The sequence below is a fragment of the Amycolatopsis sp. NPDC043887 genome, assembly GCF_056435665.1.
On record NZ_JBWKEB010000013.1, the window covers coordinates 156,143 to 172,227 of the forward strand.

Sequence of the window (16,085 nt, forward strand, 5' to 3'; positions counted from 1 at the left end):
GATGCCGACCACCTCCGTCACCAAGAAGCCCGAAGAGCTCAGCATCACCGTCGTGGCGGACTTTCCCGTTCCGCGGAAACGCCTTTGGGACGCCTGGGCCGATCCACGACAACTCGAACGCTTCTGGGGGCCGCCCTTCGCACCCGCCACGTTCACCCATCACGATCTCCGGACCAGCGGCCGCGCCGAGTACTACCTGTCCGGGCCGAACGGCGAAAAGTGGGCCGACTCCTGGAAGTTCACCGCGGTGAACCCCATCGACTCGTTCGAGATGCACGACGGCGAGGACAACGCCGACGACGAGAACATGCCGTCCTCGATGACATTCACCTTCGAGTCGACGCCGACGGGATCACGCCTGATCCACGTGACCCGGTTTTCCAGTATCGAAGCCATGGAGAAGACGATCCCGGGGATGGAAGAGGGCTTCCGCGCCGCGATGCCCCAACTCGACGCGTTGCTGGAGACGCGATGAGGAAGCTCAAGATCATCGAGCACATCTCGCTCGACGGCGTGATCCAGCACTCCGAGGACGAGAACGGCTTCCCGTACAGCGGCTGGAACATGCCGTACCGGACCCCCGCCGGCCGGGAGGCCATCATGGCCGCGCACCCCGAAAGGTTCGACCTGCTGCTCGGCCGTCGCACCTACGACCTCTGGTCGGAATACTGGCCGGACGCGCCAAGCGACCCGTTCGCGGACCGGCTCAAGGCGGCGACGAAATACGTCGTCACCCATCGGCCGGAAAGCCTGAAATGGGGCCCGTTCGAAGGTGCCGGCCCGGACCTCGTCGAAGGCGTCCGCCACATCAAGGCGCAGGACGGCCCGGACCTCATCCTCTCGGGCAGCTCCACGCTGACCTCGGCGCTGCTCGAAAACGGGCTCGCGGACGAGGTTCTGCTGGCCGTCTACCCGCTCCTTTTGGGTACAGGCAAGCGTTTCTTCGCCGAAGGAACACCTGCCCAGACCCTGGACTTCGTCGGCTCCACGACGACCCCGTCCGGCGTGCTCCTCACCACCTACAAGCCCACCGGACGCATTTAGTCCTCTGGATGCGGTAGTTGCACGCGCAAGGAACGCATCCAGAGGACTAAATGCGGGGTTAGAGGACGCCCTTCGTCGACGGGATGCCGCCCGCCCGCGGGTCCGGCTCGGTGGCGGCGCGCAGCGCCCGCGCGACGGCCTTGTACTCGGCCTCCGCGATGTGGTGCGGGTCGCGGCCGTGCAGCACCCGCACGTGCAGCGCGATCTGCGCGTGGAACGACAGCGAGTCGAACACGTGCCGCGTCAGCACGAACGGGTAGTTCCCGCCGATGGTGAAGCTGTTGAACTGCTCCGGCTCGCCCAGGTGCACGCAGTACGGGCGCCCGGAGACGTCGATCGCGGCGTGCGCGAGGGTTTCGTCCATCGGGATCCACGCGTCGCCGAAGCGGCGGATACCGCTCTTGTCGCCGAGTGCCTGCCGCAGCGCCTGGCCGAGCACGATCGCGGTGTCCTCGACGGTGTGGTGCGCGTCGATGTGCACGTCACCGGTCGCCTGCACCTTGAGGTCGAGCGAGCCGTGCACGCCGAACGCGGTGAGCATGTGGTCGTAGAACGGGACACCGGTGTCGATCTCCACCTGTCCCGTGCCGTCCAGGTCGAGCTGGACCGAAATGGACGATTCCTTGGTGGTGCGATCCACCTTGCCGACGCGACTCATCGCGGCACCTCCTTGCCGGCCTCGAGAAAGGCGTCGTTCTCTTCCGGCGTCCCGATGGTCACCCGCAGGTGCCCCTCGATGCCGACGTCCCTGATCAGCACGCCGTTGTCCAAATAGGACTGCCAGGTCGCGGGCGCGTCCGCGAACCGTCCGAAGAGGACGAAGTTCGCGTCGCTCGGGACCGGCGTGAATCCCAAGCCCAGCAACGCTTCCACCACGCGGTCGCGTTCGGCCGCGAGTTTGGCGACCGAGGCGAGGGTGGCGTCCGCGTGCCGTAGCGCGGCGCGCGCGGCGGCCTGCGTGAGCTTCGAGAGGTGATACGGCAGCCGCACCAGCTGCAGCGCGTCGACGATCGCCGGCGCGGCCGCGAGATACCCGAGCCGCCCGCCCGCGAAGGCGAACGCCTTGCTCATCGTGCGCGACACGATCAGCTTCGCCGGGTACTCCTCGAGAAGCTCGACGGCACTCGGCTGCGACGAGAACTCCGCGTACGCCTCGTCGACCACCACGATGCCCGGCGCCGCTTCGAGCAGCCCGCGCAGCTCGTCGAACGGGATCGACCCGCCGGTCGGGTTGTTCGGGCTGGTCACGAACACGATGTCCGGACGGCGTTCGCGCACCAGCGCGGCCGCCTTCTCGGTGTCGAGCGTGAAATCGTCGCGGCGCGGCACCGGCAGCCAGTCGGTGCGGGTGCCCGCCGAGATGATCGGGTGCATCGAGTACGACGGCTCGAAGCCCAGCGCCGAGCGGCCGGGGCCGCCGAAGGCCTGCAAAATCTGCTGCAGGATCTCGTTGGACCCGTTGGCGGCCCACACGTTCGACTCCGACACGAGTACGCCGGTGGATACCGCGAGGTAGTCCGCGAGGTCCTGGCGCAGCGCGACGGCGTCGCGATCCGGGTAGCGGTGCAGCGAAGCGGCCTCGGCGCGGACGGCCTCGGCGACGTCGGCCACCAGCGCGTCCGGCGGCGGGTACGGGTTTTCGTTGGTGTTGAGCCGGATCGGCACGTCGAGCTGCGGTGCGCCGTACGGGGTCTTGCCCCGCAGGTCGTCCCGCAGCGGGAGCGAGCCGAGCGTGACCTCCTCGCCGATGCTCATGCCCGCTCCCCCTCGAACCGCGCCGTGATGGCCTCGCCGTGGGCGGGCAGGTCTTCGGCGTTCGCCAGCGCGACGACGCGGCCGGCGATCTCGCGCAGCGCGTCCTGGCTGTAGTCGACGACGTGCACGCCCTTGAGGAAGCTCTGCACCGAAAGCCCGGACGAGTGCCGCGCGAATCCGCCGGTGGGCAGGACATGGTTCGACCCGGCGCAGTAGTCGCCGAGCGAGACCGGCGCGTACGCCCCGACGAAGATCGCGCCGGCGTTGCGCACGCGGGCCGCCACCGTCGGCGCGTCCGCGGTCTGGATCTCCAGGTGTTCCGCGGCGTACGCGTCCACGACACGGATCCCGTCGTCCACAGTGGATACCAGGATGATGCCGGACTGCTTGCCGCCCAAGGCCTCCGTCACTCGCTCGGAGTGCTTGGTCGCGGCGACCCGGCCGGTCAGCTCCTTGTCGACGGCGTCCGCGAGCTCCTCGGACGTGGTGACCAGGACGCTCGCGGCGAGCGGGTCGTGCTCGGCCTGGCTGATCAGGTCGGCGGCGACGTGCACCGGGTCGGCGGTCTCGTCGGCGAGGATGGCGATCTCGGTCGGGCCCGCCTCGGAGTCGATGCCGATGATCCCGCGCAGCAGCCGCTTGGCCGCGGTGAGATAGATATTGCCGGGACCGGTGACGACGTCGACCGGCTCCAGCGTCGTGCCGTCGGTGTCGGTGCCACCGTACGCGAGCAGCGCGACGGCCTGCGCCCCGCCGACGGCCCAGACCTCGTCGACGCCGAGCAGTTCGGCGGCGGCCAGGATCGTCGGGTGCGGGAGCCCGCCGAACGTGGCCTGCGGCGGCGAGCACAGCACGAGCGTGCCGACGCCGGCGATCTGCGCCGGGACGACGTTCATCACCACGGTCGAGGGGTACACCGCGAGCCCGCCCGGCGCGTACAGCCCGACACGGTCCACCGGGATCCAGCGCTCGGTGACGGTGCCGCCGTCGACGACCTCGGTCGTGACGTCCTGACGGCGCTGGTCGCCGTGGACCTTCCGGGCGCGGACGATGGACTCCTCCAGCGCCTCGCGGACGGCCGGATCCAGGTTCTCGAGCGCGTTGGTGAGCTCCGCGGCGGCCACACGGACGCCGCCGGGACGGACCTTGTCGAACTTCTCGGTGAACTCGAGAACCGCCTCGACGCCGCGATCGCGGACCGCCTCGACCACCGGCCGAACGTGATGCAGCGCCGCGTCCACGTCGTACTCGGCACGCGGGAGCGTGCGCCTGAGCTCGGCAACGGACGGGACCTGTCCACGCAGGTCGGTACGGTTCAGCATGGGTCAAGGGTACGAGGTGGCCGGATCGCCCCGAGCAGGCACACTGGGGTGGTGACCAGCGATCCCACGATAAGGGAGGCCTCCGTGCCGCGAATCGGGTTGTGCCAGCTCACGGCCGCCGAGGATCCCGAGACGAACCTGAAGCTGATTCGCGAGGGCGTGACGGCCGCGGCGGGCGAAGGCGCCCGGGTCGTCGTGTTCCCGGAGGCGGCGATGGCGCGCTTCGGCATCCCGCTCGGGCCCGTCGCGCAACCTTTGGACGGGCCGTGGGCGTCCACTGTGGCCGCGCTCGCCGAGGAACACGGCGTCGTGGTCGTCGCGGGCATGTTCACGCCGTCACCCGACGGGCGGGTGAGCAACACCCTGCTCGTCACCGGCGCGGGGCATCACTTCGGCTACGACAAGATCCATCTGTACGACGCGTTCGGGTTCGCGGAGTCCGACACGGTCGCGCCCGGTACCGCGCCTGCCACCTTCGAGGTCGACGGGATCACGTTCGGCGTCGCGACCTGCTACGACATCCGCTTCCCCGAACTGTTCCGGAAGCTGGCCGACGACGGCGCCGACATCGTCCTCGTGCCGACGTCCTGGGGTGCGGGCGAGGGTAAACGCGAGCAGTGGGAGGTACTGGTGCGTGCCCGCGCGCTCGACTCCGGCTGCTGGGTCCTCGGCTGCGGGCAGGCCGATCCGGCCACGACCTCGACCCCGGTGAACCCGAAGGCGCCCACCGGGATCGGCTACTCCACGGTGTCCGACGGTTTCGGCCGCGTCCACACCCAGCTGGGCGCCGGGCCGGAGCTGGTGGTCGTCGACGTGGACCCCGCGGTCAGCGGGAAGGCGCGGGCGGCGACAGGCGTTCTGGCGAACCGCCGGCTGTAGCGTCCACGGATCGCTCGAAGAAGGATTCGAGCACCACGATCGTCTGCGTCCCGGTGACGCCCTCGATCGCGTACAGCCTGCGCAGTGACGCCTGCAGTTCCTCGGTGGTCGGCGTGCGCAGCTTCACCAGCAGCGAGGCCGGGCCCGCGATGATATGCGCCTCGACGACCTCCGGCAGCGCCTCCAGCGCGGCCTTGGTCGGCGCGTCGCCCATCCACGAGCCCGCCTCGACCAGCACGAACGCCATCACTCCCCGGCCGACCGCCGCCGGGTCGACGTCGACGGTCGTGCGCCGGATGACGCCCTGTTCGCGTAGTTTGCGGACCCGTTCGTGCGCGGCGCCCGCGGACAGGCCGACCGCCTTGCCGAGCGCGGCGTACGCCTGGGTCGCGTCCTGCTGCAACGCGGTGAGCAACATGCGATCCACGTCATCCATGGGTTGACCATATCAAGTTCGGCGTTTCATGATGATCGCAATATTTCATTCGGAACACTGGGGTTCTCATGGACATGGTCAAGGCCCATTTCGAGATGCTCGACGAGCGGTTCGCCCGCGTCAACGGGGACGAGTGGATGCAGCGCCTGCACACCGGCTGCCGGTGGACCGAGGGGCCCGCCTACTTCCCGGCAGGCCGGTACCTGGTGTTCAGCGACATCCCGAACGACCGGGTGCTGCGCTGGGACGAGACCACCGGCGCGGTCGGCGTGTTCCGCGAGCCCGCCGGATTCCACAACGGGCACACCGTCGACCGTCAGGGCAGGCTCGTCAGCTGCGAGCAGGGCGGCCGCCGGGTGACGCGCACCGAACACGACGGCACGACCACCGTCCTCGCGGACACCTATCAGGACAAGAGGTTCAACAGCCCCAACGACGTCGTCGAGTCCTCGGACGGCGCGATCTGGTTCACCGACCCGAGTTACGGCATCGACAGCGACTACGAAGGTCATCAGGCGGAAAGCGAGATCGGCGCCTGCCACGTCTACCGGGTCGATCCGGTGGACGGTGCGGTGCGGATCGTCGCGGACGATTTCTCGCGCCCGAACGGGCTCGCGTTCTCGGTGGACGAATCGCTGCTCTACATCGCGGACACGCGGCAGAAACCCAGCCACATCAGGGTTTTCTCGGTGGGCAACGGGCGGCTTTCCGGCGGCGGAATCTTCGCCACCTGCGACGCCGGCGGTTTCGACGGCGTGCGCGTGGACGCCGCGGGCCGGGTCTGGGCCGCCGCACACGACGGCCTGCACTGCTTCGCGCCCGACGGCACGCGGATCGGGAAGCTGCGGGTGCCGGAGGTCTGTTCCAACCTGACCTTCGGCGGGCCGCGGCGGAACGATCTGTTCATCACGGCGAGCAGTTCGGTCTACACGCTGCGGGTGAACTTCTCGGCCCCCCGCGTTTAGTCCTCTGAATGCGGTCTTTGCGCTTGGCAAGTACCGCATTCAGAGGACGAAATGCGGGGGTCTAGCGCAGCAGGCCTTCCCGGATCGCGACGCGCACGAATCCGGCCCGCCGCCGTTCCCCGGTCTTGTCCCGGATCCGGTCGAGATAGGACCGCACGGTCCGCACGCTGATGTTCAGGATCTCCGCCACGTCGACGTCCCGTTCGCCCGCCGCGACCAGCCGCAGGACCTGCTTCTCCCGCTCGGACAGGACGATCTTGGGCCCGGCGTGGCGGTCTTCGCTGTCCTGGATGATCATCCCGGCCAGCGTCGGCGACACGTACGCGTTGTCCTCGGCGATGGTGCGGATGGCGCGCAGGAGTTCGTCCCCGTCGACGTCCTTGGACAGGAAGCCCTTCGCCCCGGCCTGCATGGCGCCCAGTACCTCGGGCTGCTCGGCGTGCGCGGACACCACGAGCACCTTGTGCCCCATCTGCCCCACTTCGAGCACGGCGGCGGCGTCCTGGACGCCGCGCAGCTTGAGGTCGAGGACGACGACGCTGCCGGGCGGCTGCTCCTGGACGGCGAACCGCGCGACGGAGTCGGCGACGGCGCCCAGCGCGATGTCGGGCGCTTCGGTGAGGACACGCGCGACGGCGTCCCGGTACAGCGGATGATCTTCGATCACCCCGACGTTGATCGGCGTGGTGCGTTTCGGCTGCTGCTCGTCTGCGTTCACCGGCGTCCTTCGAATCCGCCCGCGTCGGCGCGGGGCGCGACCGGCCGAGACGGGCCGGGCACCTCCGGCGGAGACGCGAGCCCGAACTGGATGGCCTTGCGGACCAGACCGGCCCGCCTTCTCTCTCCGAGTTTGTCACGGATCCGGTCCAGATAACCGCGGACCGTCCGAACTCCGATGCCCAGGATGCGGGCGATGTCGACGTCGCGTTCGCCCGCCGCGACGAGCCGCAGGACCTGTTTCTCCCGCGCGGAGAGCGCGACGTCCGGAGCGGGCGCGGGACGGTCGGCGTTGTCCTTGATGATCATCCCGGCCACCACCGCGGAAACGTAGGCCCTGCCCCGCGCGACCGTCCTGATCGCGGTCAGCAGCTCGTCGACGTCGACGTCCTTGGACAGGAAACCCTTGGCGCCGGCGGCGATCGCGCCGAGCACCTGCTCGGGCTCGGCCTGCGCGGACACCACGAGCACGTGATGTCCCAGTTCGGCCACCTGCAGCACGGCGGCCGCCCCGGCGATCCCCGGCAGGCCGAGGTCGAGCAGCACCACGCTGCCGGGCGGCTGCGGATGGACGTGGAACCGGGCGACCGAATCGACCACGGCGCCCAGCTCGATCCCTTCGGCCTCGGTGAGGACCCGGACCACGGCGTGCCGGTACAGCGGATGGTCCTCGATCACCGCGACGTCGATCCGGTCGGTCTCCGGCCTGTCTTCGGTCCTCTGCACGTTCCCGATCACCCCGTCCCACCCACCGCCGCGGACACCGCACGGCCTGCCTGCGCCGGATCCAGCGCGGGCCCGCGCGGCACCAGCGCCAGCAATCCATTCGGAACCGGTTGCCGTTCGGCCTGGCCGTACCCGAGGGAAGCGAGTGCCTCAGTGCTCGCCACCGGGTACTTCAGGCCCGTGTCGGTGACGACGTAGACCGTGCCGGAACCGGATTCCGCCACCACCGCGCCTCCCGACGGAGGCACGAAGACGGCGTCGGCGACCAGCGCGTCCGTGCGCGCCGTCACCGGGATCGCCTTCGCACCTTGCGGCAACGGGACCTGTGCGGAGATAACGATTCGAGAACCCTGTGCGCATAACGTCACGGACTGTCCGGTAACGGGCGCTTTTCGCGGGATTCGGTCCGGATACTCCGCGGGATCGGCCCCGCCCGTCCTCGCCTTGGCGACCTTCGGCACCGCGGCCACGTCGGCCGCGCGCACCGCGACGGGCGCCGGGACGCCGGTGTAGGCGTCCGCGTTCTCCGGCGTGTTGATCAGCAGGCTCGCCTCGGTCTGGCCGATCGGTTCGAGCCCTTCGGCACGGACGAGGTAGTAGGACGTCGCGTCGCTGGGCGACGCCATCGCGTCGATGACGCCGAGCACCGAACCGACCTTCGTCGCGGCGCCGCCGACCTTCGGGCCGGGCCGCCCGGCGTCTTCGACCGCGCGGTAGGCCAGATCGCGTCCGGCGGCGACGGTACCGATCCACCGGGAGGACACCGCGATCACCGGGTAGGTGTCGAACTGCAGCGCCGTGGCGGCCTCCGGGGTGAGCTTGTAGCGGCGTCCCGCCGTGACGAGGTAGCGCTCGCCGTCGGGGACACGGACCACGACGGCCTGGTCCCTCGGCAGGTCGACCCCGGCGGCGGGCGCGCCGAGGAGCACCGTCGTCTCCGGTTCGGCCGACGCGGGCGCGTCCTGGGTCGTCCGCGAGCAGCTCGTCCACGGCGTGTTCACCAGCGCGGCCGCCGCGGGCAGCGAATCGGGGGCGCCGGGAATGCCGATCTGGGAACCCCGCGGCGCCTTTGCGAGCTTGTCCGACGGGACGGTGACGGTGGCCTCACCGTTGCCGCCCGCCATCAGCCGTGCGGAGGCGTAGTTGAGCACGGGGTGCAGCGCGCCGTCCTGGCCGAGGATGTAGCGCGCGCCCGTGCCCTCTTCGACGATCACCTTGCCGCCCGCCAGCCAGTCCTTGCCGCCGGAGGGGTTCAGCAGGCCGATCACGCCGAAGACCGCGGTGACCAGCAGCGCCACGCCGAGCCCGCACAGAGTCCCGATGACGAGCCTGCGGCTCGGGGCGACCGGATGGTTGGCGTCAGCCGAGACCAGTGCCGAAACCAGTCTCCTGCGGAGGAATTGGTAGGCCTGGATCTGGTCCCGCTGCGTCCACACGCTCCCGTCCCCCGCCGTTCGAGCCCACCCGTTTCGAGGGTGCTCACGTTAGGTTCCGGCCAGGTTCGCGGTGAGGGTATTTTTTACGCCCCTCCCCCGCGCGGGGCGGGGCTACCGTCGTGCGCGTGCACGGAGGAGGGGAATTCCTTGTCGGTTGAAGCCCCGGCCCGCCCGGTCCCGGAACAGGCGCCCGCGCGCGGGATCGCGGGCGCGGCGCCGCTGCCCTGGCTGCTGCCGATCCGTCCGCTGCAGGCGGCGCTCTGGGAGATCGCCGGGATCGCGATCCTGCTGGCCCTCACCGTCGACGGGATCCCGCAGGCCGCGTGGATCAGCATCGTCGCCGTCGCCGGCGTCCTCGTGCTGACGACTTCGGTCCGCTTCGCCGGACACCACGCCGCCGGCTGGGCGCTCACCTGGGCCGCGTATCGACTGAGGGGCCGCGACAAACACGAAGTCCCCGATCCGCTGCACCGGCTCGCCGGTCCTGTCCGGGTGCGCCAGCACGTCGACCGCGCGGGCAACCGCTTCGGGGTCGCCGAGGTCAGCGACGGGTGGAGCGCCATCGTCCGGCTCACCCCCGGCGCCGTGGCACCCGCGCCGGACACGCTCGTCGGCATCCTGCGCGAGGCGTACACGAGCACCGGGATCCCTTTGTCCAGCGCGCAACTGCTGACCTGGACCGTCCCCAATGGACAGTCCTTGCTGCGCGTCCGCTGGCTCACCGTCCGGTACCGTCCCGAGGACGCGCCGATCGCCGCGCTCGCCAGAGGCGGCGGAGAACTCGGCGCGCTGCGTAGCACCGCCTGCGCGGCGCTCTCCCTGATGGGCGCGCTCGCCGAAGCCGGGTTCGAGAGCACCGTGCTCGAAGCCGGTGAGGTGACGGAAAACCTGCGCGTCGCGCTCGGCAGCGGCCAGGACGCGCCGGTGGACGGCTGGCGTTCCTGGGACTGGGGCGGGGCGTCGCAGGTCTGCTACCGGCCCCGGTCGGAGCGGGATCTCGCGCGGACACTGGATCTTCACGTCCCTGGCTCGGCGTTCACCGCGACTTCGTACACGCTGTACCGCTCGCCCGGCGGACGCGAGAAGTCCGAGGTGGCCATCCGGGTCGGCGGACGACCGGGAGCGGAACCGGTGCGGCCGAGCGGGATCGCGGTGACCCCGCTGCACGGACGGCACGCGGCGGCGGTCCGGCGGACCCTGCCGCTGGCGCTGGAGAACTGAGGGGACGGTCCGTGAAGGACTCCTTTCTTCTCTGAGGGTAGGGAAGGAGTCCTTCACGGACGTGACGCATTTAGTCCTCTGAATGCGGTAGTTGCGTGACGCAAGTACCGCATTCAGAGGACTGAATGCGTGAAGAGAGGGATCAGCCCCGCACGGCCTCGTAGACCCCGGCGATCATGCCGACGAACGGGATCAGCGAGAGCAGCACCAGGAACTCGACGATATCGAGAGTCCTTGCCCAATAAGGAGAACGACGTCCCTTCGCGACACGCGTCGCGTAGGTGAGACAGACGCCCGCCGCGACGACGACGGCGCAGCCCGCGGCGAAGACGAACGAACGCGGACCGCTCGCGGCGAGCCAGAATCCGGCCGCCGCCAGGGCCGCCGCGCCGAAACCGATGAGCACGACCCGCTGCGAGCGGCCTGCGAAGGCGCGCGAGCGCAGCATCAGCGCCAGCCCCAGCAGCGCGCACAAGCCCGCTTCCCAAGCCCCGCCGGAGGACGACAGGACCACCGACGCCGAAACCACGACGAGCCCGAGCGCGACGAGCAGCCCGGTCAGCAACGCCTGCGCGTACGTCGTGCCGCCGACCATGTCCTCGCCGAGCGAAGGGTTCTCGTCGGCACGGAACGAGTCCATGTCGTCGGGCACCCGGGGCAGTGGAAGCCTGCCGAGCCGCAGCGCCATCATCGGCGCGACCGCGGCCAGCGCCGTCGCCACGACGGCGACCACGGCGGCCGCCGAAACCGGGCGGACATCGGCCAGCAGGACGATGGCGGTGGTGATCGCGCCGAGCCCGGCCGACACGGTCACCGCGACGAACCACGGCAACCGGTCCGCCACCGAAACGGCCGCGATCACGCCGTAGACGGTCACGATCGCGAGCCCGGCGGCGAGCGGTCCGGCCGACAGTGAGAACAGCGGATGCGGCGGCAGGATCGACATCCCCGCCAGAAGCGCCGCGCCGACCCCGGCGAGCGCGCCGGCGGCACCGGCCTCCGCGTCGCCGTACGCGCGGCTCAGCGCGCCGCCGCCCAGCACCAGGACGAGCGCGAGCAGCCCGGCCCCGATCGGCGCCAGCACACTGCCGGACGCGGCGGCCTGCACCAGCAGCCCACCGACGAGCAGCAGCATCACCGACGCGACGATGCCCGCCTTGCGCGCCACCGGCGGCCCCCACCGCCCGGTGCCCGACTCGGCGACGCTGGCGATCGAGTCGACGACGTCGTCGAACAGCAGCGGACCCCGCGGGCGTTCCCGCGGGGTCAGATGGAGGACTTCGCCGTCGCGCACCTGTGCCGCGGCGACCGTGAGCCCGAGCGCGAGCGGAGCGCCGCCGAGCCGGGACAGCACCCAGCCGGGATGCTCGGCCGACGCCTGCCCCGACGCGCCCGCGAGCCGCACGAGCTGCGGGACGAGTTCGGCGAACGTGCTCTGCTGCGGCAGGGCCACATCGACGCGCGCCCGCGGTGTCACCACCGTGACGCGCCGGGTGGAGCCCGCGATCGCGGCCGTCATGCTTCGATCGACTTGGCGGACTCGATGACCGGGGCGAACTTGGCGCTGCTGGCCTCGGCCAGTTTCTGCAGCCCGTTGTTGACCGCCTCCAGCACGATCTCCGAGAGGTTGCGCGCGTCGTACTGACGCACCGCGCGCGGGTCGATGTCGATCGAGGTGAACCGGCCGTCACCACGCAGCACGACGGTGACCTCGTTCTGCCGCGAGTGCGCCTTGACCTCCATCGCCTCGACCGAACGCTGGATGCGCTGCACCTCTTCGGTCTGCTTGCGGACCTGGTCCAGCAACTCGTCCATGTCCGGCATGGCGTAGGGGTCGGTGGTCACGAGTCTTCTCCTTCATCTGCGGTGAAATCCCGCCGGACGTGGACACTGCCCACGAACCGCCGGAAGTCGTCACCGAGGCCACGGGCCGCCTCGGGCGTTGCGGTACAAGCGATTTCGAGGATCAGCCGCTCGGCCGGGGTCGCCCCCGGCACGGTCAGCAGCACCTGCGTCTGTACGAGATCCTGTCCTTCGCCGGTGCGGATGCGCAGCACCTGCGTCACCCCTGGCGCGATCCCGGTGCCGATCACCTTGCGCCGCACCACTTCGAGCGCGGCCATGGACCGGCCGAGACGTTCGACGGCCTCGTCGGCGATGCCGGTGATCTCCGCCGGGTCGGGCCGTTGCCCGATGCTCAGGGTGATGTTCGGGGTGAACTCCGCGTACGTCCCGGAGTGCACCGCCACGAAGACCGCGCCCTCGGCACCGACGGACGCCGGCTCGACCGGCACCCAGCCCTCGGGGATGTCGAATCCGAGCGGGAGGGAGACCCGGTCCTGCGTCATCGTTTCGCTCATCCCCGTCACCACGTGCCCACGTAGGTGATCGCGTCGTCCCACGCCTCGCCGACGGCGTCCGCCGCCTGGCCCGCCGCGCCGCTCACCGCGTCGACGGCCGCGCCGCCGTATTCGCCGACGGTGTCCGCGATCTTCGGCAGATCGATGTCGATCTTCGCGCCGATCCCGGCACCGAGGCCGAGCGCGACACCCGCCTTGAAGTTGACCTTGATATGCCCGGCGTCGTAGACGGCTTGGCCGTCGAGCTGCGCACCGAGTCCATATTGGAGGGTTCCGCTCGCGCCGACGCCGACACCGGCCACGTCCGCCGCGACTTCGCCTTCGATCTTGCCGCCGACGAAGGCGTTGGCGTGCACACCGACCCCGTGCGCGCCCGCCTGCAGCGATCCGTTCACCTCACCGCCGACGAACGCGGTTCCCTTGGCGCTGCCCGAAGCGACGCCCCACTCGCCCTTGCGTTCGAGTTCTTCCTTGAAGGCGGCCAGTTCCGCGTGCCCGGACGCCTTGACGTCCCAGCCCTGCGAGGAGATCTTGGCGTCCCAACCCGGGGTGAAGCCGTCCTGCTCCTGCTTCCACTTGGCGTAGGTGATCTCGGTGTTGCCCCAGGCCTTGTCGCGCAGGCCTTCCGGCTTCGGCCTGCCGAACGGGGTGTCACCCGCGCGCGGGGCGCGCGTGCCTTCGAGACCGTCCCAGGTGAGCTTCTTCCAGCCCGAGTTGCCGAACCAGGAAGGATGCGAGCGCGGACGTTTGCGGCCGTCGAGGGCTTCACCGTTGAGCCAGTACAACGGGCCGCGGCCCCATTTGCCGAGCTCGTGCTCGATCCGGCCGGCGCCCTCCGGCGGGAACAGCCGCGCGAGTTCTTCGCTCAGCTCGTCGGCGATCTCCTGCGCCGCCTGCGCGGCACGCTCACCGAGTTGCCGGGCGGCGGAGATGAACGCGTTGACCGCGTTCGCGTTCGCCGTCCGCGCCTGGCTGATGAGCTGCGCGGCGTACTGGTCGAACTGGGCGAGGATCGAGTCCACACAGGACTTCGCACCCTGCAGGGCCTGCGCGCCCGCCCGCAGCCGGCTCGACTGGTCGCTCAGTTTCGCGCCGAGCTCCCCGAGTTCCTGGCTCAGTTTCGCGGCGGAGGTGGAGAACGCCGTGTAGGCGTCGCCCTCCCAAGACGCGTTGAGCGCCTTCGCCGCCTTGCCGATCTCGTCCGCCCGGCCCGAAACCGTCGACGCTCGATCGCCGCACCGCTGGCCCGCCGCGGTCAGCGCCGAAGGATCACCGGTGACCCGCCGCTGGTATTCGACCACGAGCCGCCGGTAATTCGACAGGATCGAACTGACGACGCCCGACGCGTCGACCACACCGCTCCCCCACACGGCTACCTGCCCTTCGCCGGTGAGTCAGCTCCCGCATCGATATCGATGTGCTGCTCGAAGTGCTTGCCGCCGTAGTTCATGTCGATGTCGATATCGATGTCCTGCCCACCCGGCGCCTGCACGGTGGACTTCCCGGTGCTCAGGTCGGTGGTGATGGTGACCGTGTTCCCGTTGCCCGCGCTGGGCAGCGCTCCACCGGTGGATCCGGAACCCGCACCGCCACCCGAGGGTCTGTCCACCGGGATCCAGGCGTCGGCGCCGCCGGGCCAGTTGCCTTGGGAGCCGTTCCCGCCCAGCGCGGGCGGCCGGTACTGGGTGAACGGTGGCGTCTCGCCCGGCGTCGAACCACCGCCCGCACCGCCACCGGAACCGCCGATGGCGGCCTGTCCCGAACCGCTGGCGACCGAGCCCGGCGCCTGCGGGTTGGTGACCGGGGTGCCCGAGACCGCCGAGTTGCCCGCCGCGCCGTTGTCACCGGCGTCGTTGTGCCCGAACAGTTTCTGGACCTCGCCGATGATGGTGGCGATCTGGGTGATCTGGTTGGCGAGGTCGACCACGCCGAGCGCCTTCAGCAGCGCGCCGATCGCGGTGATGAACGCGCGCAGCGAAGCACTGGTGGCGGTGGAAAGCGCGACGGCGGCGCCGTAGGTCCACGGATTCGACATCAGGCCCGCGACCGTCGGGTTCACCGCCGAGACCACCGCCTTGTAGGCGGTCTGCGCGGTCTTGATCAGCGTCCCGGCGATGCCGAGCAGTTCGGCGCCCTTCTGCACGACCTGGATGATCTTGGTCAGCGAGTTCAGGGAGTCGGTGATCTTCTTCAACGCGGAATCCGACGCGGCGCCGGACCAGATCTTGCCCAGCTGCTCGGCGGCCTTCGTCACCTCGTTGTACATGGTGAGGAACTCGTTGGCCTTCTTGAGCACTTCGAGGACGTGTTTCGCGATCTGCTCCGGCTGACCGGTGAGGATCTGCGGCAGGATCGTGATCGGTCCGCCCGAGGACGCCGTGGCGTCCATCGCGCTGGAATTGGGGTAAGTCAGCATGGTCGCTCCTCAGGCCGGAAGTCAGACGGAAGCCGGGCGGTAGACACTGACCTTCGCCAGGCCGTTGATGTCCGCGTCGACGATCCCGTGGTTGTAGAGCAGCCCGCCCTCTCCGGCGATGGCGATGATCGGCTTGCTGTCGGAGAACAGGAGCGGTTCGACCACGACGACGTCGCCGCTGTGCACCCCGCCCGGCACGTCGCCGAAGTTGCGCGCCGTACCGGCGTAGACCTCGATGACCCCGACCCGCGCCTGGTTGTCGGCGTCACCGGCCAGCCAGTCGTTGAAATCCGAGACGCCGTGGAACCGCGTGTCGGTGATCGGGTGGTCGCCGAGCTGCCCCAGCCGCGCGTCCCCCAGGTAGCGCAGCACGTTGCCGACCGACGACGGCTCGCCCTCGCCGCCGGCGCTGTCGTTGATGGCCAGCGTCGCCAGCTCGGAGGCGTGCGAGTTGCCCCAGATCGACGACGACGTCGATCCCGCGCCGCCGCCCGGACGGCCGCCGTATCCGCCCGCGACCGCCTCGTCGGCGGCCTGGTAGGCGTCGGCACTGCTCTTGATGAAGCCGTTGATCTGCTGCAGCAGTTGCAGGAGCGTCCGGACCGCGACCACCTGCTGGCTCTGCATGGCCGTGTTGGCCGCCGCCACCGCGCTGCCGAACGTGGCGAACGACATCGGCTGGAGGACAGTGCGTTCGAGGTCGGCGACGACGTTGATGCCCTGCATGATGATGCCGCCCAGGTTCCCGACCGCCGAGCGCATGGCCTCGGGCTCCGCCCGGTACTCGCCCGTGCCGACCATGGCTCTC

18 protein-coding genes are annotated in these 16,085 nt (G+C 70.2%); 5 read left to right on the plus strand and 13 right to left on the minus strand.

Features of this window, described 5'->3' with window-relative positions:
* Position 1: 1 nt before the first annotated feature.
* Together AC069H_RS30965 and AC069H_RS30970 are read left to right on the plus strand one after the other, a co-directional pair.
* Entirely contained in the window at positions 2–475 is a 474-nt protein-coding gene (locus AC069H_RS30965; RefSeq protein WP_478234673.1) for an SRPBCC family protein, read from the plus strand.
* On the plus strand, positions 472–1,044 hold the full coding sequence (locus AC069H_RS30970; RefSeq protein ID WP_478234674.1) for a dihydrofolate reductase family protein: 573 nt from the start codon (positions 472–474) through the stop codon (positions 1,042–1,044). Before AC069H_RS30965 ends, AC069H_RS30970 begins: the two co-directional genes overlap by 4 nt.
* A gap of 58 nt (positions 1,045–1,102) precedes the next feature.
* Here the strand turns inward: AC069H_RS30970 and hisB are convergent, their stop codons facing one another.
* Genes hisB through hisD form a run of 3 tightly spaced genes read right to left on the minus strand, consistent with a single transcriptional unit; the run spans position 1,103 to position 4,121 of the window.
* Entirely contained in the window at positions 1,103–1,702 is a 600-nt protein-coding gene (gene hisB, locus AC069H_RS30975) for an imidazoleglycerol-phosphate dehydratase HisB (RefSeq protein ID WP_007029930.1), read from the minus strand.
* Positions 1,699–2,799 carry a histidinol-phosphate transaminase gene (locus AC069H_RS30980; protein WP_478234675.1) on the minus strand — a complete coding sequence of 367 codons (1,101 nt, stop codon included), beginning with the start codon at positions 2,797–2,799 and terminating at the stop codon, positions 1,699–1,701. Before AC069H_RS30980 ends, hisB begins: the two co-directional genes overlap by 4 nt.
* A complete protein-coding gene (gene hisD / locus AC069H_RS30985; RefSeq protein WP_478227210.1) occupies positions 2,796–4,121 on the minus strand; it encodes a histidinol dehydrogenase in 1,326 nt (441 codons plus the stop codon). The genes AC069H_RS30980 and hisD overlap by 4 nt, the downstream gene beginning before the upstream one ends.
* Positions 4,122–4,205: 84 nt before the next feature.
* On the opposite strand from hisD, the gene AC069H_RS30990 reads away from it, so the two are divergent.
* Complete coding sequence (locus AC069H_RS30990) at positions 4,206–5,000, plus strand: carbon-nitrogen hydrolase family protein (protein WP_478234676.1); 795 nt, start codon at positions 4,206–4,208, stop codon at positions 4,998–5,000.
* On the opposite strand, the gene AC069H_RS30995 is transcribed toward AC069H_RS30990, so the two are convergent.
* Complete coding sequence (locus AC069H_RS30995; RefSeq protein ID WP_478234677.1) at positions 4,948–5,436, minus strand: Lrp/AsnC family transcriptional regulator; 489 nt, start codon at positions 5,434–5,436, stop codon at positions 4,948–4,950. The two genes, AC069H_RS30990 and AC069H_RS30995, sit on opposite strands and share 53 nt — an antisense overlap.
* Positions 5,437–5,504: 68 nt before the next feature.
* Between AC069H_RS30995 and AC069H_RS31000 the strand changes: the two genes are divergently transcribed.
* Positions 5,505–6,401, plus strand: a complete 897-nt coding sequence (locus tag AC069H_RS31000) for an SMP-30/gluconolactonase/LRE family protein (protein ID WP_478234678.1) — start codon at positions 5,505–5,507, stop codon at positions 6,399–6,401.
* 61 nt (positions 6,402–6,462) lie between these two features.
* Here the strand turns inward: AC069H_RS31000 and AC069H_RS31005 are convergent, their stop codons facing one another.
* From AC069H_RS31005 to eccB, 3 genes are read right to left on the minus strand one after another with little or no spacing between them, the layout of a single operon-like run.
* Positions 6,463–7,119: a response regulator gene (locus AC069H_RS31005; RefSeq protein WP_034319368.1), complete on the minus strand. Its 657-nt coding sequence runs from the start codon at positions 7,117–7,119 to the stop codon at positions 6,463–6,465.
* A complete protein-coding gene (locus tag AC069H_RS31010; RefSeq protein ID WP_478234679.1) occupies positions 7,116–7,856 on the minus strand; it encodes a response regulator transcription factor in 741 nt (246 codons plus the stop codon). The genes AC069H_RS31005 and AC069H_RS31010 overlap by 4 nt, the downstream gene beginning before the upstream one ends.
* Entirely contained in the window at positions 7,853–9,280 is a 1,428-nt protein-coding gene (gene eccB / locus AC069H_RS31015) for a type VII secretion protein EccB (protein WP_478234680.1), read from the minus strand. The genes AC069H_RS31010 and eccB overlap by 4 nt, the downstream gene beginning before the upstream one ends.
* Before the next feature lie 147 nt (positions 9,281–9,427).
* On the opposite strand from eccB, the gene AC069H_RS31020 reads away from it, so the two are divergent.
* Positions 9,428–10,501: a type VII secretion protein EccE gene (locus tag AC069H_RS31020; protein ID WP_478227216.1), complete on the plus strand. Its 1,074-nt coding sequence runs from the start codon at positions 9,428–9,430 to the stop codon at positions 10,499–10,501.
* A 142-nt stretch (positions 10,502–10,643) separates the two neighbouring features.
* Here the strand turns inward: AC069H_RS31020 and eccD are convergent, their stop codons facing one another.
* From eccD to AC069H_RS31050, 6 genes are read right to left on the minus strand one after another with little or no spacing between them, the layout of a single operon-like run.
* A complete protein-coding gene (eccD, locus tag AC069H_RS31025; RefSeq protein ID WP_478234681.1) occupies positions 10,644–12,020 on the minus strand; it encodes a type VII secretion integral membrane protein EccD in 1,377 nt (458 codons plus the stop codon).
* The gene (locus AC069H_RS31030; protein WP_016336001.1) at positions 12,017–12,346 is read right to left on the minus strand and encodes a YbaB/EbfC family nucleoid-associated protein; all 330 of its coding nucleotides are present in this window, start codon (positions 12,344–12,346) and stop codon (positions 12,017–12,019) included. The genes eccD and AC069H_RS31030 overlap by 4 nt, the downstream gene beginning before the upstream one ends.
* Positions 12,343–12,861 (minus strand): hypothetical protein, encoded by a 519-nt coding sequence (locus AC069H_RS31035; protein WP_340687529.1) that lies wholly within the window; start codon positions 12,859–12,861, stop codon positions 12,343–12,345. The genes AC069H_RS31030 and AC069H_RS31035 overlap by 4 nt, the downstream gene beginning before the upstream one ends.
* Positions 12,862–12,866: 5 nt before the next feature.
* Positions 12,867–14,216 (minus strand): WXG100 family type VII secretion target, encoded by a 1,350-nt coding sequence (locus tag AC069H_RS31040; RefSeq protein WP_478234682.1) that lies wholly within the window; start codon positions 14,214–14,216, stop codon positions 12,867–12,869.
* A 17-nt stretch (positions 14,217–14,233) separates the two neighbouring features.
* Entirely contained in the window at positions 14,234–15,277 is a 1,044-nt protein-coding gene (locus AC069H_RS31045; protein WP_478227220.1) for a hypothetical protein, read from the minus strand.
* 21 nt (positions 15,278–15,298) lie between these two features.
* Positions 15,299–16,078: a WXG100 family type VII secretion target gene (locus AC069H_RS31050; protein WP_340687526.1), complete on the minus strand. Its 780-nt coding sequence runs from the start codon at positions 16,076–16,078 to the stop codon at positions 15,299–15,301.
* Positions 16,079–16,085 lie beyond the last annotated feature (7 nt).